Below are 25,334 nucleotides of genomic sequence, written 5' to 3' on the forward strand. Positions count from 1 at the left end.
CTGCGAAACAGCGGAATAGCCGTCACAGCCCTGAAAGCCGCTTGTTATGCAATACCCAGTCCTCGCATATCATTCGATATAGCCGCACAGGCCGGCTATGAAATTCATGAACCGTGTAGTCTCCGAACCCCGCTTTCTCGGCCACCCTGACGGATGCTATATGTTCTGGCTCGATAATAACGACTACCGACTCATAGTGTTTTTGATCGAAGGCATACATCATTACACCGTTTACAGCCTCTGTCGCAAACCCCTGATTCCAAAACCTTCGCGCTAATCGATAACCTAGATTGATTTCCTCAACATCATCGACCAACTCAGGCCCGACACCACAGAAACCAATAAGATCACCTGATGCTTTCTCCAGCAATGCCCATGGGCCTACACCGTGAGATGAGTAACACTCAGCGCACCAGTCGATGAATTCTCTGGTAGCTTCCCCGTCACAAACTCCGCGAACGGAATATTTCATGACTTCAGGGTCGCTCAAAATCTCAGTGAGTGCAGGAAGATCTTGGAGAGATAGCGGCCTTGCGACTAACCTTTCCGTTTCAAATAACTGCACCGAATCCTCCCTGTGCATAACGCCGCCAACACTGGCGACCTTTATCGAGTCCAGCACAACTTGTTGCGCATTTGTGCTTGGTCTTGTTAGGGCTTATCCACTTTTGGACTATCCTAATTGATGTACAACTGCCTTAAAAATGAATACAAAGCTAATAAAGATCACTAACCATTTTAACCCCCGGCTATACTTATAAACACCATCACGCTTTTTAGCGTATATATTGCCAGTTAAGCAAATAAGAAATGAGGCTGGAGAAAACAGCAGTATTGCTAGCACAATAAACCACCATTTCCTATAGAACGGTACTTGATCATAGGTCAGGTCTGTTAATATAAGACTCGGCATACTTGACTTAGGTGCTTCTGAGGGAGCAAGCCCTGCTTGAACAATTCTATTAGTCTGATCAGATAAGGGCTTGTTTTCATCAGAAGTCGGCAACATCGGCCTTATTTCACAGCCAACACCGCACTTATCGAGCAACTTTCTATACTTTTCTGCAACATCTGACTCTACTCCTTTTTTAATTACTGTCTCTCGTCGAGTAATCAATTTTTTAACTGTAGCATCATCAGTCTTCAGGAATCTGGCTAAATTTCTCTCAACCTCTTCGTGATTAAATCCTTCAGCAATTGTGTTTTGCAGTACAACTTTAAATTGTGACATTCGAATAATCCTTTATTCCATCGCAAATACGGTTCTTGAGAGAGGATAGACTGTAGTATTTCGCCCTAACTCCTCAATAATGGGCCGGAGCACGCAGTGCGGAGGTCCAGCCCGGTAGGGCGACATTGATTGACTTGTTAGCTCTCTTTATATGCATGAATCACAAGTTTGTGGGTGAGGCGATACTTGATCGCAGATTTTACATTTAGATACATTTACAAACTCTCTACACGAACAGCATTTACCCCGAATGTATTCATTGAATCCAATATTTAAAGCATCAAAGACTACTTCCCCTTTCACTTCACATAGAGGGCAATCAGCAAAGCCAAATACATCTTGATTTCCACGGTAACCACAAACAAAACAAACGCGATCCAGATTGTTTGTTAAAGCCCATGATTCGTTAGCGCATTGTAGACAGTGCTTCATATCGTCTGGATACATCTCATAAGCACGGTCAACTGACTCACTTATATAGCAAGAGTTGTTTAACAGTTTTTGATAGAGGCCATCACCTAGTAGTGACTTAAGGCTATTCGCCAGATATTGATCATGCATTAGCAAAGTATCTTGCCAATCTAGTTGGTTAATAACTCTAACCATAAACCAAATAGATTCGTTAAGAATTTCATTAGGCGAAGAAGACATGCCTAAATGCATAACTTGATTTCTATGGTTCTGAAACTTGTCCAGTAATTCTATATCATCAACATTTAAGTATATTTCATTGGAAAAGAACTCTTTGTTCTTCCAATAAGGTGTTGTTTGTATTTCACCACTCTCAATTAGTAACAATAACTCAGCTTCAGTCTTATCGTGGAATTGGCCTTTAATGATCCCCTTCCAACCTTCTCGTTGTAGAACAAAAAATTTACCAATCAACTCAATAGCTGCCTGCATATTAATTATCGTTTGCAATACATTACTCTCAGAAGGAGTTTCTGAAAGTGCATTTTCTAGTGCAGACCTAATATATAACTTAAATGTTTTTTTTAGTCGGAAAGCTAATTGTTCGTCAACTTTATCCATGAGTACTCCTTGAGTGCTAACGCCCGGCTTTGGGGCTGACATGTAGCTGCGAAGCAGCGGAAAGGCAGTCCCAGCCACGTAGTGGCGACAACAGCCGCTTGTTAAGTACGCAGTCAGAACTCAAATTGTGTCCCATGTTTTTCTAGTACGAATATAGGAGTCTTGGTTATAAAATCCAGCAAAAATCTCACTAAAGTACGGGATATCCTCGTTATTAAGCGACATAGCCTCCCTTTGTAGTTTACCAAGCAGTTCAACCCAAAAGCGGATTATGTGGATAACATAAAGCTGTCTATATGGAGCAACTGCTTCCTGAACTCCTGTTCGGCTGCTTGCGTCTTCAACATCGCTAATTTCTTCGCCAGTTTCAGAGGTATGTCTCACCATCATTAGGTGACCGGCCATCTGATTAATTACGCGAGCATTATGAGCTATTTCTTTCTTTTTCCTGTCTGAAACGCGCAGATCATATAACGGCTTATCGACAGTAGTGTACCAAGACGACACTGGGTCACCCTGTTGCTTGCTGTTAACTAATATATTGATGTTTGAATATCTATCACCTTTAGCGAAATCTGATATGACATTGAGGATGTTTTGGTGAATCTCTCCATCAAGTTCATCTAAAAACCTGAAAGAATAGCCTCTCTGCTGCTTTACTGTAATAGACTTTTTATAGAGAACATCGATCTTATGCCCAATATCGTTCTTCAAATATTTAAAATCCGGAAATTCACCGTTATTATCGATGTAATAATCCAGCATTAAGCATAATTTACCGATCCGCTCCAACCCCGTAGACAGGCTAGTAAAGGACTGAAAGTAAACACCCTTCCTTGCATAGTTTGCGTTTCTAATTTGCGTTGCGCCAGCACCAAGGATTTCTTTGGTAAATTGCGCTTCCTTGATCAGAGCCTTGAATGTTTCGTTAAACATAAATGTTTCATCCGTGATGTAGAAATAGTACTTAACAGCCAAATAGACGTCGAAATGACGCGTTTAAACACATCAATTTGATATATATCCCCGGAGAGACATGAAAGGAAAGGATGGATAATACGATGATATGCATACGTTTTCCTTAACGTCTCTAAACTTCCCATCCGGGGAAATGCATCAGATTGATAGGCTATCCTTGCACATTACGTAAGCTGAGCACAAGGGCGTGGTGATGGATGCCCATCAGCGGAATAGTACGGGCCGAAATAGCCTTTGCAGAAGATCGTGAGCGGCCGTCAGGTCATATCCGCCGGACACAAAAAAGGCCGATCTCCTTGTGGATAGATCAGCCTTTAGAGTTAGCTTAACGCAGGGCTTATCAGGCCGCTGCGACCTCTTTTTCAAGGTAAGCAATAATATCGTTGGACTCGTACATCCACTGCACAGAACCATCATTCTGCTCGATACGCAGGCATGGCACTTTGACGCGACCGCCCTGCTGCTGCAGAGTATCGCGATGAGTGGCATCATTTTTAGCATCACGCAGTTCGATGTTCAGCGCGTTGCGCTTCATGGAACGGCGTACTTTGACGCAGAATGGGCAGGCTTCAAACTGATACAGAGACATATTCTCGGTACGCTGGTCGATTTTAGCCTGCTCGTCGCCCGGACGTTTTACACTGCGTGGGGTAAAGATGAAGTTAAGCAGCAGAATAATGCGGCCCAAAAACCAACGAACAAAACTCATTTAATCTCTCCAGTTATTGCTTAAGCCCGACGAATACGCGTCTCGCAGGGCGAAATTTTATCATTTCACTACAGTACAAAACAGCCACCACAGGCTGAATGACATAGGACGTTAGTGCCAATTGATGATTTGACTGACCACTCAACCGCGTTTGGCACTGCGCTGCGGCGCTTTCTTACCCGGGCGCTTGCCAGCAGAACCCGCTTTCTTAGCGTTCATGGCCGCCTTCTTACCACCCGCTGCGGCCTTCTTCACACTGCCTTTTGGCTTGGAACCTGGCCTTGAGCCAGCGGCCTTCTGACCATTGCGCTTGCGCTGAGGCTCACTATCGTCGGTTCGTGCCTTTGGCGTTGAACCAGACCATTGCCCGCCCCGTGCGGCTTTACCGGGCTTGGTGGGTTGCACCTGACGTCGTTTCTGCTGATCCTTCTCTTCGGCGGGCACCAACTGCTGCGGGCCGTCACCAATCAACTCAGGCCGTCCCATATCCTTAAAGGCATCACGCAGGGTCGCCCAGTTTTCTGGATCATGATAACGCATCAGTGCTTTGTGCAGTTTGCGCTGCTTATCGTTCTTCGGTGTGTACAGCTTCTCAGACTTGTACGTCACTTTTTTCAGGGGGTTGCGATCAGAGTGATACATCGCCGTTGCCAGTGACATTGGTGATGGATAGAACGTCTGCACCTGATCGACCTGAAATTCATTCTTCTTTAACCATTGCGCCAGGCTGACCATATCGTCATCTTCACAGCCAGGATGTGCGCCGATGAAATACGGGATCAGATACTGTTTCTTACCGGCTTCTTTGGAGAAGCGATCGAACATTTTCTTAAATGCTTCGTACGTCCCCATACCCGGCTTCATCATTTTAGAGAGCGTACCCTCTTCACTGTGTTCCGGTGCAATCTTCAGCAAGCCGCCCACGTGATGAGTTACCAGCTCACGCACGTATTCTGGGTCTTCGACGGCCAGATCGTAGCGCAGGCCGGATGAGATAGAGATCGTATGTACGCCGTCGAGCTTACGCGCTTTGCGATACAGCTCAGTGGTTGGACGATGATCGGTATTCAGGTTCTGACAGATGGTCGGATACACACAGGACAGCTTACGGCAGGACGCCTGAATTTCAGGGTCTTTGCAGTTCAGCGTATACATGTTGGAGGTTGGACCACCCAGATCGGAGATCGCACCGGTAAAGCCCGGTACTTTGTCTCGAATCTCTTCAATCTCATCCAGAATAGACTGATGAGAGCGGCTCTGAATGATGCGTCCTTCGTGCTCGGTAATCGAGCAGAACGTACAACCACCAAAACAGCCACGCATGATATTGATCGAGAAACGGATCATGTCATACGCAGGGATTTTTGCCTTGCCGTATTTGGGATGCGGTACACGCTGGTAAGGCAAACCAAAGACACCATCCATCTCCGGCGTTTCCAGCGGGATCGGCGCAGGGTTCACCCAAATCTCACGCTTACCGTGTTTTTGGATCAGTGCACGGGCATTGTGAGGATTCGACTCCAGATGCAATACGCGCGATGCATGGGCATACAGCACCGGATCTTTTTCAACTTTTTCGAACGATGGCAGACGGATATAGGTTTTTTCCGGCAGGCGCTCTTTCCCTTTGAGCGGCTCCGGAATAATGCGCAGCGGCTGAACGTCATCAGCAGCATTTTTCGCGCCCCCTTTACCATCCTCCTGGTCTTTATCCTTCTCCGGCAGATATTCGTAAGGGTTGGGTAGCTTATCGATATTGCCCGGCCAGTCGACACGGGTAGAGTCGACCTCCACATAACCCGCCGGTGGCGCGTTACGAATCACAACAGTGCCACGGATATCCGTCAGCGCTTCAAGCGGCTCACCGTCAGCCAGCTTATGGGTCAGATCGACAATCGCACGTTCGGCGTTACCGTAGAGCAGGATATCCGCCGTTGAATCGATGAGCACCGAACGGCGCACTTTATCGCTCCAATAGTCATACTGAGCAATACGGCGCAAACTGGCTTCGATGCCACCAATAACCACCGGCACATCGTTATAGGCTTCTTTACAGCGCTGACTGTATACGATGACAGCACGGTTCGGTCGCTTACCGCCTTCTCCACCCGCGGTATACACGTCATCGTGACGGATACGCAGATCAGCCGTATAGCGGTTGATCATGGAGTCCATGTTGCCCGCCGTCACGCCGAAATACAGATTGGGCTTACCCAACGCCATAAAGGGTTCGGCAGTTCGCCAGTCCGGCTGATCGATAATACCCACACGATAGCCCTGCGCTTCCAACAGGCGCCCCATCACGGCCATACCAAAACTTGGATGGTCGACATAGGCATCACCGGTCACCAGTACGATATCGCAGCTGTCCCACCCCAGAGCATCCATTTCAGCACGGCTGGTCGGTAAAAACTTCGCAGTTCCGTAGCATTCAGCCCAGTATTGCGGATAGGAAAAGATATCAGGAGCGGTATTGATCATGTCGCCTAGCACTGTCAGGTTCAGAAGAAGCAAAGGCAAAGCGGTCAGCTCGCGTTTTTAACAGCGCAGCGCATACATTTCAGCGAGATTTACCCGCCAAAATAATACTTGACCATTTTACACAGTATTTGAATGTCGCCATTCTCCCAGAAAAGCACTCGGGTTTCGAATGATTCTTTTGATGGCACACTAAACCCTGTGCTGAAGAGCAGACAAAAAAAACCGGCACACGGCCGGCTAATCACTGGATGGAAATGAAAATGTTGCTAAGGGAATGCTTTTAGATGCTGCGATATACTTAATGTCTCGCAGCCAAAACCGGCATTTCTGCGCGGGAGATCCGCTTGAGTACCAGCGGATGAGAGTCAGAGCGCGAATAGATAATCAAACTGCCATCGGCACCATGCTCAAAACGCTCGGCTTCCGCCAGCATCTTCAATAGCAGCTGTTCCTGATGCATCACACTGGAGAAGCAGATCTTTTTAGAGGTGGTGATACGGGCAATATCGAGCTGATCACCCTGCCCTGAATAGTCCGCGAAGAAGTAGTTACAGCCCGCTCGTCCACTGATCCGATGATCGACGAAAGCAACCGATGCATTAATCAAACCCGAAACATCACGACCCACCAGCGTTTTAACACGCCAGAATGTGCGGTTCAGAGGTGCAGATTGACCGATGTCAGATGTGGAGGAAACTGCAGATGATTCTGTAGATTCGGTTTGCTGCTTAGGCGCAACCGACTGGCACCCTACCAGACCGAAAAAAATAACAGGTGCGAGGTACGTCTTTAGACACGTAATGCCATCCATGAGCGACATATCTTCAAATCCTTATGAAGTTTTCTATTCCCAAAAGCATATCCCCATTTCGAATAGATGAAAAGGGCTATTTTTTGATCAAAAAAAGCCCGAAGCTGAATGTTCAGGCTTCGGGCTTTTCTGTGTTTGATAAACACTATCTGATTAGATATCGATCACATCAAATTCAACTTGTGGATCAACGTCTGCTTCGTAGTCTACAGATTCAATACCGAAGCCGAACAGCTTCAGGAATTCATCTTTGTAGTACGCGTAGTCAGTCATGTCGAACAGGTTTTCGGTGGTGATCTCAGGCCACATGTCGCGGCATGCTTTCTGCACGTCGTCACGCAATTCCCAGTCATCAATACGGAAACGGTTGCCGTCATCAATCTGCGCGCTATCGCCATACAGACCGGTCGCGAACAAACGCTGCACCTGCTCCATACAACCTTCGTGCAAGCCCTGCTCTTTCATGACCTTGAAGACCATAGACAGGTACAGTGGCATCACAGGAATAGCGGAGCTTGCCTGAGTCACAACAGACTTCAGTACTGCAACGTTGGCCTGACCACCGTTTGCCGCCAGTTTCGTGTTCAGCTCATCCGCCGCACGGTCCAGATCCTGTTTCGCTTTACCCAGAGCACCGTCCCAGTAAATCGGCCAGGTAATCTCAGTACCGATGTAGGAGTAAGCAACAGACTTCGCGCCTTCAGCCAGAACACCGGCATCGTTCAGTGCATTAACCCACAGTTCCCAATCTTCACCGCCCATCACGGTCACAGTTGCATCAACCTCTTCCTGCGTTGCAGGTTCGATTTCAGCTTCGATGATCACGTCTTTGTTGGTATCGATCGCCGTGGAGCGGTAAGTCTCACCAATTGGCTTCAGCGCAGAACGCACAACTTCGCCCGTTTCAGGCATTTTGCGCACTGGAGATGCCAGTGAGTAAACCACCAGATCAATCTGACCCAAGTCTTCTTTGATCAGATCGATAACTTTATTTTTTGCATCGTGGGAGAACGCATCGCCATTCAGGCTCTTTGCGTACAAACCCGCTTCGTGTGCAGCTTTGTCAAATTCGGCAGCGTTATACCAACCCGCCGTACCGGTTTTACGTTCAGTCGCCGGCTTTTCAAAGAACACACCGATGGTTGCAGCGCCGCAACCAAATGCGGAAGCGATGCGGGAAGAGAGACCGTAACCACTGGATGAACCGATTACCAGTACGCGCTTAGCGCCAGCGATCTCACCTTTCTGTTGAGTGTAAGCAATCTGCTCGCGAACGTTGGCCGCACAACCGGTTGGGTGAGTAGTTGTACAGATGAAGCCGCGAATCTTTGGTTTGATGATCATGGTTAACTAGAGTCTCAATCCGTTACATAAAAAATCAGCCCGATACGATAACCGATTTCGGGCTGATTTTACAGTTTAAGCGTGGAGCTCAGGCAGGATCAGAACCAGGCGGATGCCAGCTGCTCATCGCTCATCGCCATTACACTCTCGCTACCCGCTGCTACCATCTGTGCGTAAGACGCTGTACGTGGCAACACCTGTGTCACGTAGAAACGCGCGCTCAGAATTTTCGCATTCAGGAAAACTTCGTCACCGCCGCTTGCCAGTTCCTGCTGTGCCGCCAGTGCGCCACGCAGAATCTGCCAGCCACCACACAAGGTGCCCATCATCATCAGGTAATTGTACGCCACGGTAGCCGGCAACTGAGCGTCGTCTGCTGCGCCATTCAGCAACTGCGCCTGAGCTGTCTGTGCCTGTTCCAACGCAACTTTTAACTGAGCCGCTTCGGACGCAAAACCACCCTGAGCATCCAGTGCGCTGATCAGTTCAGCGATTTCAGCCTGTACGGCTGCACCGGCTTCACCTTTATCAAACAACGTTTTACGACCAACCAGATCCAGAGCCTGAATAGCATTGGTGCCTTCGTAGATCGGCAGGATACGTGCGTCACGGTAGTGCTGTGCTGCGCCGGTTTCTTCGATGAAGCCCATACCACCGTGTACCTGCACACCCAGCGAAGTCACTTCCTGAGCCACCTCTGTGCACCAGCCTTTCACGATCGGTGTCAGATAAGCAGCACGTGCAGATTCACGCGCACGGGTTTCAGCGTCTTCCGATTTATGCGCAAAGTCGAGACTTGCACAGGCATCATATGCCAGAGCACGACCCGCTTCAGTGATCGACTTCATGGTTTGCAGCATACGACGCACATCCGCATGGCGAATGATCGGGCCTGCTTCTTTATTACCTACCGATGGACTCTGTACACGGTCATGAGCGTATTCCAGCGCATGCTGATACGCACGCTCAGAGATCGCTACACCCTGCAGACCTACCGCCAGACGTGCGTTGTTCATCATGGTGAACATACACGCCAGACCTTTATTCTCTTCACCGACCAGGTAACCGATCGCACCGTCATCATCACCAAATGCCATAACGCAGGTCGGGCTCGCGTGGATACCCAGCTTGTGCTCCAGAGAGACACACTTCGCATCGTTGCGCTCACCCAGAGAGCCATCGGCATTCACCATGAATTTAGGCACAACAAACAGGCTGATACCACGCACACCTTCCGGCGCATCCGGCAGACGCGCCAACACCAAGTGAACGATGTTCTCCGCCATATCGTGCTCACCCCAGGTAATAAAGATCTTCTGACCTTTAATACGGTAGTGATCACCTTCGCGCTCAGCTTTACTGCGGATCGCCGCCAGATCAGAACCCGCCTGTGGTTCTGTCAGGTTCATCGTACCGGTCCATTCACCGCTGATCAGCTTCGGCAGATACTGGTTCTTAAGCTCATCCGTTGCGTTGTGGAAGATCGCTTCAACCGCACCCTGACTCAGCAATGGGCACAAGCCCCACGCCATGTTTGCCGACTGCCACATCTCCATCACAGGAATCGACAGTGCATACGGCAAACCCTGACCGCCATACTCAGGATCAAACTGCAAAGAACCCCAACCACCTTCAGAGAACTGCTGATACGCGTCTGCAAAGCCAGCCGGTGTTGGCACGTCGTGATCGACCAGTTTCACGCCTGTCTGATCACCCACTTCGTTCAGAGGAGACAGGACTTCATTCGCCACTTTGCCTGCTTCTTCCAGAATCGCGGTTACCATGTCATCGGACGCTTCTTCGTAACCCGGAAGCTGTGCCAGCTGCTCCATTCGTGCGTTATGACGAAGGGAGAAATTCATATCTTTCAGGGGAGCTCTATAGTCAGCCATCAAACACCTGCCTTGTAAGTGGTCAGTATCTGCCCGTATTTACGCTACAAAGAGATAAATAAGGGTTTTCACTTATTATAATCAATATTGGGATTCCGATAAGATACCGGAACACTTTTTTGCGATGCAGCAACCAGTTGAGGACGTCACCCATGCAAGACCTACATGGTTACTATCTGGAAGATCTTGAAGTTGGCATGAGCGCCAGCTACGCCAAAACCATTTCCGAAAGCGACGTATATATGTTCGCGGGCGTATCCGGGGACAACAACCCGGTGCACATCAATGAGGAATACGCACAAACCACACCGTTTAAGAAACGTATCGTGCATGGCATGTTCAGTGCGGCGCTGATCTCTACCGTTGCAGGTACCCGCCTTCCTGGACCGGGTGCCATCTATGTGGATCAGCAGATTAAATTCCGTCGTCCGGTCTATATCGGCGATACCGCAACCGCGACTCTGACCGTAACCGAGATCGATCAACGTCGTGGCCGTGTTAAGGCTCAGACGGATGTACACGTAGGTGATACTGTTGTCGCAACCGGTAGCGCAACCTTCATGGTTGATAAACGCGACGCCTGATTGCTATACGCCACCCTGCTCTTTAAAGCGGGGTGGCGTTCTTTCCGTTACGCTTCTGCCTGCTCGCGCAGCACAAACTTCTGGATCTTACCGGTCGACGTTTTCGGCAGATCACCAAAGATCACAACCTTCGGCGCTTTGAAGCGCGCCATGTTGTTGCGGCAGAAGGTGATAATCTCCTGCTCATCGACTTTGGCATTCGCTTTCAGCTTGATAAAGGCACAAGGCACTTCGCCCCACTTCTCATCAGACTTCGCCACGACTGCCGCTTCCATCACATCCGGATGACGGTAAAGCACATCTTCCACTTCGATACTGGAGATGTTTTCACCACCGGAGATGATGATGTCTTTGGAACGGTCTTTAATCTCGATGTAACCGTCTTCATGCCAAACCGCCAGGTCGCCGGAATGGAACCAACCACCCTCAAATGACTCATCGGTGGTGGATGGGTTCTTCAGATAACCTTTCATCACCAGGTTACCGCGCATGAAGATTTCACCCATGGTTTCGCCATCCTGCGGCACCGGTTCCAGTGTTTCCGGATTCGCAACCATCAAGCCTTCCAGCATTGGTGCTTTCACACCCTGACGGGATTTCAGACGGGCCTTGTCTTCGATGCTGCTGTCATTCCACTCATCTTTCCATGCACATACAACGGAAGGACCGTAGGTTTCAGTCAGACCATAAACATGGGTCACTTCCACACCCATCTCTTCCATGCCCTGAATGACCGCTGCCGGAGGCGCTGCCCCCGCAGTCATCACTTTGATCTTGTGATTGATCCCTTCTTTCATCTCAGCAGGCGCGTTGTTCAGCATGTTCAGAACAATCGGCGCACCACAGAAGTGATCCACTTTCTCTTCACGGATCAGGTCATAGATATCCTGATCACGGACATGACGCAGGGAAACAGAGGTACCTGCCGCCGCAGCGATCGCCCAAGGGAAACACCAGCCGTTGCAATGAAACATCGGCAGCGTCCACAGGTAGTTCGGATGACGCCCCATATCCCAGGATACGATGTTGCTCATCGCGTTCAGGTAAGCACCGCGGTGGTGATAGACAACCCCTTTCGGGTTTCCGGTGGTGCCGGAGGTGTAGTTCAGACTGATCGCTTCCCACTCATCAGCCGGTGGCTGCCAAGCGAACTCAGGATCACCTTCTGCAATAAACGCTTCGTAATCCGTGGTACCAATCAGCTCACCACCTTCATAGGTCGGATCATCGATGTCGATCACCAGCGGATTGTGCGCAATCATTTTCAGTGCTTTTGACACAACTTCAGAGAATTCACGCTCAACGATGACCACTTTGGCTTCAGCGTGTTGCAGGATGAACGCGATCGCTTCTGCGTCCAGACGAATGTTCACTGCATTCAGTACTGCGCCAGACATCGGTACAGCAAAGTGTGCTTCGAACACTTCCGGCAGGTTCGGTGCGATGACAGAAACCGTATCGCCTTTTTCGATCCCTTGCTTCTGCAGGGCACTCGCCATCTGACGGCAGCGTGTGTAAGTCTCTGCCCAGTTACGACGTACCTGTCCGTGAACCGTTGCGGTGTGCTCCGGGTAAACGAAAGCGGCACGCTCAATAAAACTAAGCGGAGTCAGTGCAGCGTAGTTTGCTACATTTTGCTCAAGCCCAAGCTCATAGGGATTATGCTTTGTGCTCATCGTTCTCATTCCTGTTGTAGTTATGTCTCACAGTCAGTCATGCCAACTGTTGATTGCTTCTTAGCTGATAGTGCGGGTTAGCCAATCAATCCGCCAACCAAATAAAGGTTTACCCTTACATAAGCAGTAATACTACGCAATTTCCCTTATTACTCAAGTTATTCTAAAGTCATATCATTGTGCTGTAGATAAGTTAACCGGGATTTCCCCTAGGCCAGGGCCTGATAACACTAAGCGAACCATGCCTGCTGCTTCCATTTTTTGCTCAGCAAGGCAGAGGGAGCGCAGTGTATTGAGCATACATAAGGGACCGATAACGCAGCTGAACACAAAATGGAAACAGCCCCTTGGGTTGCCCCTGCTTAAGCGCCACTCCGCGTTGCTCGTTTGGAATGACCAAACCACGCGCCTCACGCCTTGATTGGCGCTTAAGCAGGGACAACAGGCCCGATTCGAATAGTATTAGCAGGCCCTATATATGAATAAGAAAGCCTCAATGGACTTAGAACAGTGTCGGGAGGATGCCGACCGTTACCGCCTGCTGGCGGAACAATCCACTGATATGATCTCGCGGCACACGCCTGCGCCAGATTGGACGTATATTGATGTCAGCCCGGCCGTTGAGAGTGTATTGGGCTATACGCCCGATGAGATCATCGGCATGGCGGGTTATGACATGTTCCACCCCCAAGACGCCGATAACCTGCTGAAACGCGCGGAATCCGTGCGCTATCGAGAAGGCATGTACACCAATGTCTATCGCTATCGCCACAAAGCCGGGTATTACATCTGGCTGGAAACCACCAGCCGCACCATCCGCGACGACAGCGGCCAGCCGGTAGAAATTATCTGTGTATCGCGTGATGTCACTGAGCGCGAGGAAGCCCAGCGCGCTATGCGCCGACTGGCCCGCGTCGTTGAGTCTTCATCCGATATGATCATGTTCTGCAACCACGAAACCCGCAGACTGACCTACCTGAACGAATCGGCTTATCACACGCTGGGCACCGAAAAAGACACGCCGGTGATCTATTATCTCGACAAGTTGTTTACCGAAGAGGTCGTGGAATCACTGGTCAACGATGCGCTGGAACACGCCGCGATTCATGGCGTCTGGTATGGCAGCATTCCGATGAAGCTGCCAGAACAGCTAAACCGGGTCGCTGAAATCCGTGAGATCATTGCGCACCGAAACCGCCGCGAAAACAACAAGGTAGAGTATTACTCGATCATTGGCCGGGATATTACGCTACGCCGCAAAGCGGAAGAGGAAGCCAAACGCCACCAACTGGAACTGGCTCATATGTCACGCCTGCTATCCGTGGGTGAGATGGCAACCGGGCTGGCGCATGAAATCAATCAGCCACTGGCCGCTATCCTCAACTATTGCCGCGGTACCCAGCGCCGACTGGAAGACAATAACAATGATGCGGAAGCGATCACCACGGTAACCCGCTCCATGGAGCTGATCACCAAACAAGCGAAGCGCGCCGCTGAGATCATCAAACGGATGCGGGCATTTGTGCGTAAAACCGAATATCAGCGACTCGAATTTTCGATCAACGACGCCTGTAAAGAGGTCAGCCGCTTTCTGCATCAGGAAGCGATCGATCACAACATTACGTTCGACTTCCACCTTGATGAACAAGACCCGCCGTTACTGGCGGATAAAGTGCAGATCGAGCAGGTTTTGTTAAACCTGATGCGAAATGCGATTGAAGCGTACAGTGACTGTGAAAAGAGCTACAGACCCGTTATTATCAGCACCCGAAACGCCGGGGGCTATATTCACATCTCGGTAGAAGACGAAGCCAAAGGGATTTCAAGTGAAGGTTTGGCTAACCTGTTTGAACCGTTCTATACGTCGAAATCCACCGGACTGGGTATGGGACTCTCCATCTCCCGCACCATTATCGAAACCCATGGCGGACAGCTGTGGGCAGAGAGCGACGGCAAGACCGGGACCCATTTCCATCTGAAACTTCCGCTAAGGGATAAATAATGCAAGCAAACGTGACAGGCACCATCTATATCGTTGACGATGATGAAGATTTTCGTGACTCGATGCAGTGGCTCTTGGAGTCTGCCAGCCATGAAGTGATTACTTTCCCGTCTGCCCAAGCCTTTCTGGATAATTTCAACGGCGAGATCGGCTGCATGCTACTGGACGTACGTATGCCTGAAATCAACGGCCTGGCTCTGCAACAGATCATGCAGGATCGCGATATTCAGATGCCGATTATCGTACTCTCCGGCCACGGTGACATTCCGATGGCAGTTAGTGCCATGAAGCACGGCGCACTGGATTTTCTGGAAAAACCGTTCGACGACGAAGTGCTGCTGCGTCTGGTGGATAAAGCACTGAAACGCGCGGATGAAATGCGTCATGAACAGGGTGAACTGAACGAGATTCAGATCTGCCATGAAAGCCTGAGCCGTCGCGAGAAAGAAGTGATGAATCTGGTGGTGACCGGCAAAGCCAACCGTGAAATCGCCGAAGAGCTGGGCATCAGTCCGAAAACGGTGGAAGTACATCGCGCCCGCGTTATGAGCAAGATGCGTGCTAGCAGCTTACCTGTATTGGTACAACAGGCTGCCCGTCTGACCGAAACAGCCTGATACCTGTTATCTGTGACGTCCCAGGCAACTAATCCAATTGTTGCTGAATAAATGGCGCCATAGCCGCCAAAGCAGACGATTCTGCCTCCAAGTGAGGCACATGACCGCAGCCTTCGAGATAGAGGGCTGTGGCGTTCTCCCCGATCCCCGCACAAATGTCGGTAACCTGCTCCGGCACGCCGTATTGGTCATCTTTTCCCTGAATAATCAGGGCCGGACACTGAATATCGGGCAACCAACGACTGAAGTTCATGTTCTGATGACAACTTTCACGTAACCAGGTTTCAGACCAGGCTCGGAACAACAGATCCGTACGATCCCCGTGATACCGTGCCAGTCTCTCAGGCAAGTCAGATGTTTGATAACGCTCTGCTGCCTCACGAATACCTGCCAGAGTCAGATGATCCGCATACAGATGGGCTGCTTCGGTGACAATTGCCTTAACGCGATCACCCAGAACTGCTGCAGCAATCAGTGTTATGGTGCCGCCATCGCTATGGCCCACCAAAATAACATCTTCGATACCTGCAGCATCGAGCACTTCACCCACCCGCCGCTCGCCTTCTGGCACCAGATAATCATCGGCGCGCGGCAAGGTAATCGGAGAGGATTCACCGTAACCAAGACGCTCGTAAACCAATGCGTTACACCCGGTCATTTCAGCGAGCTTTTCGGGAAACTGCTTCCACATGCGGATATGACCCAAGGCTTCATGCAGAAACACCAGCGTGGGTTTGCCTTCACCGGCTGAATGGGTTCCATGCATCGCATGAATCTGCTGTCCATCGGGCAGCGTGAGCATTTTGTCGATCCATTGCAACGCCATTAACGCTTCTCCGGCACCGGAATTGAGTAGGTCATCGTGGCGTGAGCAACGGGTTCGTCATCGCCATCAGACAAGATATAGACTTCGCCAACCCCCAAACGCTTACCTACTTTCAGCATTTGAGCTTTTGCCAGAATATCGGCATCGGCTGAAGGTTTGCGCAGGAAATTGATATTGAGATTGGTAGTCACCGCCAAGGATACCGGACCAATGCGGCTCAGCAATGCGGCATACACAGCCACATCCGCCAACCCCATCATCGCAGGCCCTGACACTGTGCCGCCCGGACGCAAGTGCTGATCATCTACCGGCAATCGCATCGTTGATGTGCCATTACCGAGCTCTAACAATTCACCATACTGATCACCCTGAGGGAAGTGCTCCTTCAGGAAAATCTGCATCTGTTCGAAGTTCATTTCCACAGGATCACCCCACCGTAACTATGGCCAGCGTCACCGTCGCTTTTGCAACAAGCTTCCGCTCCTCTCCCACGGCGTAGACTTCACCTTCAGCCACCGTCAGGGTTTTGCCTTGCTTCAGTACTTTCGCTTCGCACTCAAGTGTGTGTCCCTGCGCAGGACGCAGCAGGTTCACTGTAAAATCGGCGGTTAAGACGCGCTGCCCTTCCGCAATTAACGTCGCCGCAGCCGTACCACAACTGTGATCTGCTAACGTCGCCTGTACACCGGCATGGACAAAGCCATCCTGTTGCTTATGGTTTTCGTTCAGGACAATCCGGGTTCGGCAAACGCCGGGGCTGAACTCAAGGAGTTCAGCCCCTAATTGGCGAATAAACGGTGCCTGATCGAAAACCCGGCGAGTTTCTATCTCGTAGTCCGGGTTATTCGTTTTCATTCAAGCTACTCCGTTAGGAAGACGCATCACTTTCATCACGCGCCTGATTACGCAGAATGAAACGCTGGATTTTGCCACTCGGTGTCTTCGGCAATTCCGGCATAAATTCAATCTCACGTGGGAAGGCGTGCGTAGACAAACGATTACGCACGTGTTGCTTCAGCGCTTCTGCCAGCTCTTCAGTTGGATCAAACTCTGGCTTGATCACAACATACGCCTTGATGATAGAACCTCGTTTTGGATCAGGTTTACCGATCACACCGGATTCTGCCACCGCATCATGCTCCAGCAAGGTACTCTCTACATCTGCAGGTCCAACACGGTAACCTGCTGTCGTGATGATATCGTCATCACGGCCGGTGAAGGAGTAGCTGCCATCACCATGGCTCATTACCACATCGCCCGTCAGGTAGTACTTGCCGTGGAACGGATTTTTTTCCTGCCACGTGTAGCCCTGGAAGAAGAACAGCGGAGAGTTATCCACATCCACGGCCAGCTGACCGGTTTCACCTTCTGGAATCTCGTTGTAGTCAGCATCCAGCGCAACAACACGATGACCCGGCATAGAGAAGCCCATAGAGCCCACACGCACCACATCCTGTTCCAGGTCATGATGGTTACATGCCGTCATACCGGTTTCAGTCTGACCGTAGTGGTCCATGACCGGGCAACCCAAACGCTTATCCACCCAACCGATAACTTCAGGGTTCAGTGGCTCACCCGCACTGCTGGCAACACGCAGATCAAATTTATCGTCCGGACCCAGAATATTGTCGTTTGCCATCAGCAAACGGTAAGCCGTTGGCGCCGCTGCCAGGTTGGTGATTTTGTACTTACGCAGCATGTCGTAGGTGGTTTCTGGTGTGAAACCGGACTCGCAGAAATGCGTGGTGTTACCCAGCAACAACGGACCGACTACCGCGTAATACAGACCATAAGCCCAACCCGGATCAGCCACGTTCCAGTACGTGTCTTCTGGACGCAGGCCAACAGCAAAACGCATGTAGATGTAGAAAGAAAGAATCGCACGCGCCGGTACGGCAACACCTTTGGACTTACCTACGGTGCCAGATGTAAACATCTGCAGGAAAGGATCGTCAGCACCAATACGTACCGGCGTAAACTCCGCAGACAAACCACCCACCTCAGCCATGAAGTCACGCTCATCAGCATACTTCGCATCCGCCTGAGCTTTGTTCACCAGCAATGTTGGAGGGCAACCACGCACATCATCCAGCTTGGAACGGTTAGCCGGATCAGTCACGATAAGCTTGGTATCGGCCTGCAGTACACGGTATTCAATTGCGCCCGGACCAAAAGCGGTAAACAGCGGCTGATAGACAGCACCTGCACGCAATGCGCCCATTACGACAATCAACAGCTCCGGAGTACGCGGCAGCAACGCAGCAACACGGTCACCTTTACCAATTCCCTGAGAGGCGAGGAAGTTTGCGAACTGAGCAGATTTTTCTTTCAGTTCTACAAACGTCAACTCAGAAGCAGGGCGTTCCGCACCCTCATATTTCAATGCAACGCGGTCGCCTTCAGCCCATTTGTCACAGATCTCTTCGCAAACATTGAAACCTTCTTCCAGGCTACCAATCATCTGCTCTTCGATCATGGCCGGAGTAAACTGATCGTAATATGTCTGATAGTTTTCCGTAGTCATTTTCTTACTCTCGTATTTATCGTTGTTATTCTTTCACCGGTTCACGGCAGACAAGACTGATCCATCGTGCGATTCAGCCAAACACCCCTGCCGCCCGGAGATTATTTATTTCATCGTTGTTCAGGCCGGCATCAGCCATCACTAAATCCGTATCTGCACCTCTGACGGGAGCTTCTGCGGGTAATTCATTTGCTTCGTTATCAAAGCGAATCGCGGGCGCGATCTGCACTTCACCGTCAGCAGTGGTCTGGATCAGATCCCGCGATACAAAGGCGGGATGCTGCGCAGCTTCAGTCATCGTCAACACCGGTTCAACACAGGCATCGACATCGCTAAAGCGCTGCTGCCAAACGGCAAGATCTTCTGTTGCGAAGATCTCTTTCAGCTGCACCTTCAAATCGGCATCACTCAAACTCGCCAGCTCAGTTGCCTTTAGCGTTTCCAGCAAGCGCTGCTTAAATTGCGGTTCAAGACTGCCCACGGAGATGTAGCGCTGGTCGCGCGTACGGTAGTAGTCATAGAAACCAGAACCATTAAGGAAGTGACTTTCGTACGAATCTTCAGTCGCACCGTTCAACGCACCCGGCGCCAACAACGCCTGCAAAGCAACACTGTTATCGGCCATGGAGATGTCGATCTGCGCACCTTTACCCAGACGATCTCGCTGAATCACCGCGGAAAGGATTGCGACCACCGCCGGATGCGAACCTGCAGCCTGATCGGCGACCTGCACACCTAACGGGCAAGGCCCTGCGTCAGCACGCCCCATATGACTGGCAACACCAGCCAACGACAGGAAGTTGATATCATGCCCCGCTTTGTCAGCGTATGCGCCGGTCTGACCATACCCAGAGATAGAGCAATAGATCAGATCGGGCTTCACTTCCGCTAAGGCTGTGTAATCCAAACCCAGGCGCTGCATAACCCCTGGACGAAACTGCTCTACAACAATGTCGTATTCGTCGATCAGCTGATGAATGACGGCTGCAGCATCAGCGTGCTTAAGGTCTAACGTGATAGAACGCTTACCGCGATTCAGGTAGCGAAACGCCGCAGACTGCCCTGCAATCTGCGGTCTCATATTGCGCACCAGATCATCTCGCGTCGGAGACTCGACCCGCACCACATCTGCGCCCAAGTCAGCCAGCAACATAGTGGCGTAAGGCCCCGGTAACAGCGTTGAAAAGTCGAGTACTTTAAGTCCTGCGAGTGGTTTCATCACAACTGCCTTTTATTGGATCGCTTAGCTATGCTCACGCATAATTTCTCGTGCGATGATCACACGCTGAATCTCACTGGTACCTTCATAAATCGAGGTGATACGCACGTCACGTGCATAACGCTCCAGTGGGTATTCCTGCATGTAGCCGTAACCACCCAGCATCTGAAGTGCGCTGTAACACGCCTGATTCGCCTTTTCACTAGCAAATACTTTCGCCATAGACGCTTCTTTTGCAAAAGGAAGGCCGCGCTCTTTACGATCGGCAGCGCTCATCAGCAGTAAACGTGCTGCTTCCAGCTCGGTGCAACGATCAGCAATCATCCACTGCAAGCCCTGGAAGTCAGAGATAGGACGGCCAAACTGTTTCCGTTCCTGCGTGTATTGAATGGCATAATCCATCGCGGCCAGACCCACACCCAGCGCCAGCGAACCAATACCAATACGGCCACCGGCCAATTCAGCGACAGCCAAACGGAAACCGTCATTCAATTTGCCCAGAATGGCAGACTCAGGCACTTCTACATTTTCGAAATGCACTTCGTTGGTCGCAGAACCGTGCTGTCCCATTTTCTTCTCAGCAGGACCTACTGTGATACCCGGCGCATCAGCTTCCACCAGAAAACAGGTAATACCTTTACCTTTTTTCGCTTCCGGATCAGTCACCGCCCACACCACAAAGACACCTGCAAATTCAGCACTGGTGATCCACTGTTTGGTACCGCTAATGGCAAAACCGTTTTCAGTTTTCACCGCCTGCGTACGCATCGAGGCCGGATCAGATCCTGCACCCGATTCGGTCAGGCAGAAGCTACCTGCACGGTATTCACCGCTACAGATCAGGGGCAAGTATTTGTTCTTTTGCTCTTCAGTACCCATCGCCTGAATCACTTCAGCAACCATGTTGGTAACTGACATGGTGACAGCGGTTGAAGCACACGCGCGGGCAATTTCGGTCATCGCCAAACTGAAGGCCACAACCCCAGCCTCAGTACCGCCATGATCTGCATTGATATTGAGACCCATGAAGCCCAATTCAGCGAGTTTCTTGCAGTTTTCCAGCAGGATGGATTTATCTTTTGTCTGATCCAGTTTTTCCGCCACCGGCGCGAGTTCGGTTTCCGCAAAACGCTTGGCAGTATCCTGAATGAGTTGTTGTTCTTCTGTCAGCGAGAGGTCCATCAGGGGCTCCATATAAGGGTTTACCCCAATCTATACCCCAAATTTACGTTTACGTAAACAGTAAATAACCTTTACCATTCTGTGATGCACACTTAAAAAACCAACCCAAATCGAGCTGAACCCAGCGTCATATAAGACTTTAAAACCGATTAGCGTTTACTTTTTGATCCAACAAATAATACAAAAGCGTAATAAGCAAAACCCCTTACCTTTACGTACACGTTAGAAACCAGGCGTGCTCACTTGACGGCAGCCACATCTCGCACTATCGCAAAAACACCCCGTATTGAAATATCTTCATATAACGCATATTCAGCCTGAGAAATGATGCGGATCAACATCTACCCCCTTGCTAACCCGCGGCTCCGCTATACAATGTCGCCCCCAAAACAACAATAAGAAGCACGACTTGTTACTATGGGAAAAATACTTGTAAGCGCATGCCTGATGGGTGACCGTGTACGTTATGACGGTCGCGACAATCTGCTCGACCACCCGGTGATCAAACGCTGGCGTGACGAAGGGCGGCTGGTGAAAATCTGTCCAGAATCTGTCGGCGGCTTACCCACTCCACGAGCACCTTCCGAAACACAATCCAAATTCCCGATTATGATCACCGATCGTACCGGTGAAGACGTGACCCCTGCGTTTTTGATGGGCGCAGAGAAAACACTGGAGCTGGCAAAGAAAGAACATGTCTGCTGTGCCTTGATGAAAGCCAAAAGCCCGTCTTGTGGTAACACACAAATTTATGATGGCAGCTTTTCAGGCCAATTGATCGAAGGGAGCGGCGTAGCAGCATCAGAACTTTTACGCAGCGGCATTCCGGTGTTTAATGAGCACCAACTGGAAGAGTTGTTCCAGTTCGTTGATCAACGCTAGGGAAGCTTCGGACACTTTTCACGCCCGCAGACTCTCTGGCTAATCCTTGCTGCCGGAGAGTCCAAGCGATGCTAGAGGAACTTCAATCCCTCACCCACTTCTACACCCTGATTGTAGATTTCTTCGTTAACTACAGTTTTCAAGTTATCGGCGCGATTATCATTTTTATAATCGGCCTGATCATTGCCCGTTGGTTTAGCAACATTACGCTTCGCATTTGCGAACGAAATGAAATAGACATCACCCTTCGCATGTTCATTGCTAACTGCGTAAGGCTGCTGTTTATTGCCATGATCGTTGTCATCTGTCTGGGCAAGTTTGGTATCAGCGTTGCCCCGTTTGTAGCCGCCATCGGTGCTATATCCCTCAGCGTCGGATTAGCTTTACAAGGCGTGTTTTCAAACTACGGTGCTGGATTCACCATTATCCTGACGCGTCCGTTTGTAGTGGGTAACACCATTAAAATTAATGACATTACCGGCATCGTTGAAGAGATTCGACTGGCATACACCCTTTTGTCCACCGAAGACGGGGAGCTAATCACCATTCCCAACAAACATATTGTTGGCGAAGTCATCACCAATTCTTTTGCCAATAAAGTTGTCGAAGCCAGCATAGGGATCAGTTACAGCGCAGACGCCAATCTTGCCATCAGCATCGTCCGAGAGGTTTTGTCAGGGTTCGAAGAGATCACACAGGAACCGGCCCCGCAGGTGGGAATTGAAGGCTTTGGCGATTCTTCGGTTGATATCGGCTATCGTTATTGGGTACCCACTCAGCGCTACTTTGAGCTGCAGTATCAGGTCAATCTGGCCGTCTACACCGCCTTCCAGCAAGCGTCTATTGAGATCCCATTCCCGCAACGGGAAGTGACGCTGAAAAACAGCGGATAAACACCATTGGCAAGATACGGGGTGGTTAACCAGCCACCCTATTTGCCGTCCACACCATACAGATGCCCTACTGGGGGAACTCAAGTCCTAATCACTTTCTCCAAAAGACAGCCGACTTTTTCGCGATAATGCGAAAGAGAAGATTCTGCTTTTACACTCCAACACTCCCTACTCCCGCAGAACACGCACGCCCTATTGCACGATTAATAACCGGAAACAGGGTATTTGCGAGGAGAATATGGGGAACAAGACCAATTGATTCAATACAAACCTTGGCAGGCCGCGGACGGAGCCCTAAAATGGTCGGCTTTCAACGACTGAATTCACTCATGGGTTAAGGATCTATGCGCGCAAGCCAATATCTGATTGCTACTCTTAAAGAGACACCATCCGACGCAGAAGTTATCAGCCATCAGCTGATGCTGCGTGCCGGTATGATTCGCAAACTGGCATCCGGCCTCTACACCTGGCTGCCGATGGGTCTTAAAACCCTGCGCAAGGTGGAAAAAATTGTCCGTGATGAAATGGACAAATCCGGCGCCCAAGAAGTACTGATGCCCGCGATCCAACCCGCTGAGCTTTGGGAAGAGTCTGGCCGCTGGGAGATGTACGGCCCAGAACTGCTGCGCGTACGTGACCGTCACAACCGTGAATTCTGCGTTGGCCCAACCCACGAAGAAGTCATCACTGACATGGTTCGCCGTGAACTGAAGAGCTATAAACAGCTGCCAGCGAACTTCTATCAGGTACAGACCAAATTCCGCGACGAAATTCGCCCACGCTTTGGCATCATGCGCTCCCGTGAATTTGTCATGAAGGATGCGTACTCATTCCACGTTGGCAAAGAATCGTTGCAGCAAACCTACGATGTTATGTACCAGGCGTACACCAATATATTTAACCGTCTGGGTCTGGATTTCCGCCCGGTACTGGCCGACACCGGATCTATCGGTGGCAATGCATCACACGAGTTCCATGTACTGGCAGACTCTGGTGAAGACGACATCGCATTCTCTGATACCAGCAGCTATGCCGCTAACGTTGAGCTGGCAGAAGCGTTGGCACCCGCAGGTGAGCGTGCAGCACCAACCGCGGAAATGACGCTGGTTGATACGCCAAACGCCAAAACCATTGCCGAACTGGTTGAGCAACATAACGTACCGATCGAAAAAACCGTCAAAACACTGGTGGTGATGGCATCCGAAGAGTGCGAAGCAGATTTCGTTGCCCTACTGGTGCGCGGCGACCATGATCTGAATGAGATCAAGGCGGAGAAGCTGGCACAGGTCGCTGAGCCACTGACCTTTGCAACTGAAGAACAGTTCCGTGATGTCATTGGTGCGGGTGCAGGTTCATTGGGACCGGTTAACCTGAATATTCCATGCATCATTGACCGCATGTTGGCAAACGCTTCAGATTTCGGCGCGGGTGCAAACATCGACGGTAAACACTACTTCGGCATCAACTGGGAGCGTGACCTTCCGATGCCGGAAGTTGCAGATCTCCGTAACGTGCTTGAAGGTGACCCAAGCCCCGACGGTCAGGGCAACCTGATTATTAAGCGTGGCATTGAAGTCGGTCATATCTTCCAGCTGGGACAGAAGTACTCAGAAGCGCTGAACGCGACCGTTCTGGATGAAAACGGTAAATCCGTCGTTATGGATATGGGTTGCTACGGTATCGGTGTAACGCGTGTTGTCGCAGCCGCTATTGAACAGAACTACGATGACCGTGGCATTATCTGGCCTGAGTCTATCGCACCGTTCACCATCTCCATTGTGGCACTGAAATACGAAAAATCCGAAGAAGTGCGCGCCGAATCAGAGCGTCTCTACAACGAACTGACAGCTGCGGGCTATGACGTTTTGCTGGATGACCGTGCGAAGGTCAGCCCAGGGGTTAAGTTTGCTGATATGGAACTGATCGGCATTCCTCACCGCGTTGTCATCTCCGACCGCGGTATTAAAGCTGGTACAGTGGAATATAAACATCGCCGTGACGAGGACAAGCAGGAAGTCGCGCTTGATCAGATCGTAGATCTGCTGAAGCAAAACGCAAAAAGCTAAGCACGTCCTCTGAGACCAAAAGCCACGGCCAACGCCGTGGCTTTTCACTTCAGATAAAGCCAACGCCGCAATATGTACTGATATCGTATGATATTGCCCACGCTTGGATTAATACCGAAATATCCAAATTCGGTGGGTATCACTTTTTTACCCATAGCATCACTGATGCCCAAGTTACAATGACAAGGATCTGATCACCCCGAATATCAATACGAGGCTTGCCACAAATCTAAACAAAGGTATAACAAACGACGATTTCCTTAGTTTTCTGGCCTCAGCGACTTGTCCTTATGAACCGACTTGGTGTACAAAATAGTTCGGTAGAGGAACTACCGGCAGAATAACAATAAATAATAGTGTTCTAGTTTAGTTTGCAACTTCGATG

22 protein-coding genes are annotated in these 25,334 nt (G+C 50.2%); 6 read left to right on the forward strand and 16 right to left on the reverse strand.

The annotated features are described in order from the left end of the window. Positions 1 to 22: 22 nt before the first annotated feature. The 9 genes from IOQ59_RS14535 to IOQ59_RS14575 form a co-directional block, all read right to left on the reverse strand. Complete coding sequence (locus tag IOQ59_RS14535) at positions 23 to 565, reverse strand: GNAT family N-acetyltransferase (RefSeq protein WP_371871873.1); 543 nt, start codon at positions 563 to 565, stop codon at positions 23 to 25. Positions 566 to 673: 108 nt separating this feature from the next. After that, the gene (locus tag IOQ59_RS14540) at positions 674 to 1,231 is read right to left on the reverse strand and encodes a hypothetical protein (protein ID WP_193954113.1); all 558 of its coding nucleotides are present in this window, start codon (positions 1,229 to 1,231) and stop codon (positions 674 to 676) included. 147 nt (positions 1,232 to 1,378) lie between these two features. Beyond that, on the reverse strand, positions 1,379 to 2,263 hold the full coding sequence (locus tag IOQ59_RS14545) for a hypothetical protein (protein ID WP_193954114.1): 885 nt from the start codon (positions 2,261 to 2,263) through the stop codon (positions 1,379 to 1,381). Between the two features lie 120 nt (positions 2,264 to 2,383). Next, positions 2,384 to 3,199, reverse strand: a complete 816-nt coding sequence (locus IOQ59_RS14550; protein ID WP_193954115.1) for a hypothetical protein — start codon at positions 3,197 to 3,199, stop codon at positions 2,384 to 2,386. A gap of 382 nt (positions 3,200 to 3,581) precedes the next feature. Then, on the reverse strand, positions 3,582 to 3,950 hold the full coding sequence (locus IOQ59_RS14555; protein WP_193954116.1) for a glutathione S-transferase N-terminal domain-containing protein: 369 nt from the start codon (positions 3,948 to 3,950) through the stop codon (positions 3,582 to 3,584). 141 nt (positions 3,951 to 4,091) lie between these two features. Further along, entirely contained in the window at positions 4,092 to 6,431 is a 2,340-nt protein-coding gene (locus tag IOQ59_RS14560; protein ID WP_193954168.1) for a YgiQ family radical SAM protein, read from the reverse strand. A gap of 298 nt (positions 6,432 to 6,729) precedes the next feature. Then, complete coding sequence (locus tag IOQ59_RS14565; protein WP_193954117.1) at positions 6,730 to 7,251, reverse strand: META domain-containing protein; 522 nt, start codon at positions 7,249 to 7,251, stop codon at positions 6,730 to 6,732. 144 nt (positions 7,252 to 7,395) lie between these two features. After that, complete coding sequence (fabV, locus tag IOQ59_RS14570; protein WP_193954118.1) at positions 7,396 to 8,586, reverse strand: enoyl-ACP reductase FabV; 1,191 nt, start codon at positions 8,584 to 8,586, stop codon at positions 7,396 to 7,398. A 98-nt stretch (positions 8,587 to 8,684) separates the two neighbouring features. Continuing rightward, positions 8,685 to 10,478 (reverse strand): acyl-CoA dehydrogenase C-terminal domain-containing protein, encoded by a 1,794-nt coding sequence (locus tag IOQ59_RS14575; RefSeq protein WP_193954119.1) that lies wholly within the window; start codon positions 10,476 to 10,478, stop codon positions 8,685 to 8,687. Positions 10,479 to 10,630: 152 nt separating this feature from the next. Between IOQ59_RS14575 and IOQ59_RS14580 the strand changes: the two genes are divergently transcribed. Further along, a complete protein-coding gene (locus IOQ59_RS14580; protein WP_193954120.1) occupies positions 10,631 to 11,062 on the forward strand; it encodes a MaoC family dehydratase in 432 nt (143 codons plus the stop codon). Positions 11,063 to 11,109: 47 nt separating this feature from the next. Here the strand turns inward: IOQ59_RS14580 and IOQ59_RS14585 are convergent, their stop codons facing one another. Continuing rightward, positions 11,110 to 12,738: an acyl-CoA synthetase gene (locus IOQ59_RS14585; RefSeq protein ID WP_193954121.1), complete on the reverse strand. Its 1,629-nt coding sequence runs from the start codon at positions 12,736 to 12,738 to the stop codon at positions 11,110 to 11,112. A gap of 478 nt (positions 12,739 to 13,216) precedes the next feature. Between IOQ59_RS14585 and IOQ59_RS14590 the strand changes: the two genes are divergently transcribed. Both IOQ59_RS14590 and IOQ59_RS14595 read left to right on the forward strand, forming a co-directional pair. Beyond that, on the forward strand, positions 13,217 to 14,740 hold the full coding sequence (locus IOQ59_RS14590) for a PAS domain-containing sensor histidine kinase (protein WP_193954122.1): 1,524 nt from the start codon (positions 13,217 to 13,219) through the stop codon (positions 14,738 to 14,740). Further along, positions 14,740 to 15,357 carry a response regulator transcription factor gene (locus IOQ59_RS14595; protein WP_193954123.1) on the forward strand — a complete coding sequence of 206 codons (618 nt, stop codon included), beginning with the start codon at positions 14,740 to 14,742 and terminating at the stop codon, positions 15,355 to 15,357. Before IOQ59_RS14590 ends, IOQ59_RS14595 begins: the two co-directional genes overlap by 1 nt. A gap of 28 nt (positions 15,358 to 15,385) precedes the next feature. Here IOQ59_RS14595 and IOQ59_RS14600 read toward each other — a convergent pair whose 3' ends face one another. The 6 genes from IOQ59_RS14600 to IOQ59_RS14625 form a co-directional block, all read right to left on the reverse strand. After that, entirely contained in the window at positions 15,386 to 16,183 is a 798-nt protein-coding gene (locus tag IOQ59_RS14600) for an alpha/beta fold hydrolase (RefSeq protein WP_193954124.1), read from the reverse strand. After that, positions 16,183 to 16,599 carry a PaaI family thioesterase gene (locus IOQ59_RS14605; protein WP_228050920.1) on the reverse strand — a complete coding sequence of 139 codons (417 nt, stop codon included), beginning with the start codon at positions 16,597 to 16,599 and terminating at the stop codon, positions 16,183 to 16,185. The genes IOQ59_RS14600 and IOQ59_RS14605 overlap by 1 nt, the downstream gene beginning before the upstream one ends. 10 nt (positions 16,600 to 16,609) lie before the next feature. Next, positions 16,610 to 17,038: a PaaI family thioesterase gene (locus IOQ59_RS14610; RefSeq protein ID WP_193954126.1), complete on the reverse strand. Its 429-nt coding sequence runs from the start codon at positions 17,036 to 17,038 to the stop codon at positions 16,610 to 16,612. 13 nt (positions 17,039 to 17,051) lie between these two features. Then, positions 17,052 to 18,707, reverse strand: coding sequence for an AMP-binding protein (locus tag IOQ59_RS14615; protein WP_193954127.1), 1,656 nt, complete (start codon positions 18,705 to 18,707; stop codon positions 17,052 to 17,054). 73 nt (positions 18,708 to 18,780) lie between these two features. Continuing rightward, the gene (locus tag IOQ59_RS14620; protein WP_228050921.1) at positions 18,781 to 19,926 is read right to left on the reverse strand and encodes a CaiB/BaiF CoA transferase family protein; all 1,146 of its coding nucleotides are present in this window, start codon (positions 19,924 to 19,926) and stop codon (positions 18,781 to 18,783) included. A gap of 24 nt (positions 19,927 to 19,950) precedes the next feature. Continuing rightward, positions 19,951 to 21,108, reverse strand: a complete 1,158-nt coding sequence (locus tag IOQ59_RS14625; protein WP_193954129.1) for an acyl-CoA dehydrogenase family protein — start codon at positions 21,106 to 21,108, stop codon at positions 19,951 to 19,953. A 417-nt stretch (positions 21,109 to 21,525) separates the two neighbouring features. Here IOQ59_RS14625 and IOQ59_RS14630 point away from each other — a divergent pair, with 417 nt between their 5' ends. The 3 genes from IOQ59_RS14630 (at position 21,526) to IOQ59_RS14640 (ending at position 24,949) form a co-directional block, all read left to right on the forward strand. Next, positions 21,526 to 21,990, forward strand: coding sequence for a 2-thiouracil desulfurase family protein (locus tag IOQ59_RS14630; RefSeq protein WP_193954130.1), 465 nt, complete (start codon positions 21,526 to 21,528; stop codon positions 21,988 to 21,990). A 68-nt stretch (positions 21,991 to 22,058) separates the two neighbouring features. After that, entirely contained in the window at positions 22,059 to 22,883 is an 825-nt protein-coding gene (locus IOQ59_RS14635; RefSeq protein ID WP_193954131.1) for a mechanosensitive ion channel family protein, read from the forward strand. A gap of 344 nt (positions 22,884 to 23,227) precedes the next feature. Next, complete coding sequence (locus IOQ59_RS14640; RefSeq protein WP_193954132.1) at positions 23,228 to 24,949, forward strand: proline--tRNA ligase; 1,722 nt, start codon at positions 23,228 to 23,230, stop codon at positions 24,947 to 24,949. Positions 24,950 to 25,334: the final 385 nt, after the last annotated feature.

The sequence above is a fragment of the Pontibacterium sinense genome (assembly GCF_015209595.1).
GTDB classification, from domain to species: Bacteria; Pseudomonadota; Gammaproteobacteria; order Pseudomonadales; family Balneatricaceae; genus Pontibacterium; species Pontibacterium sinense.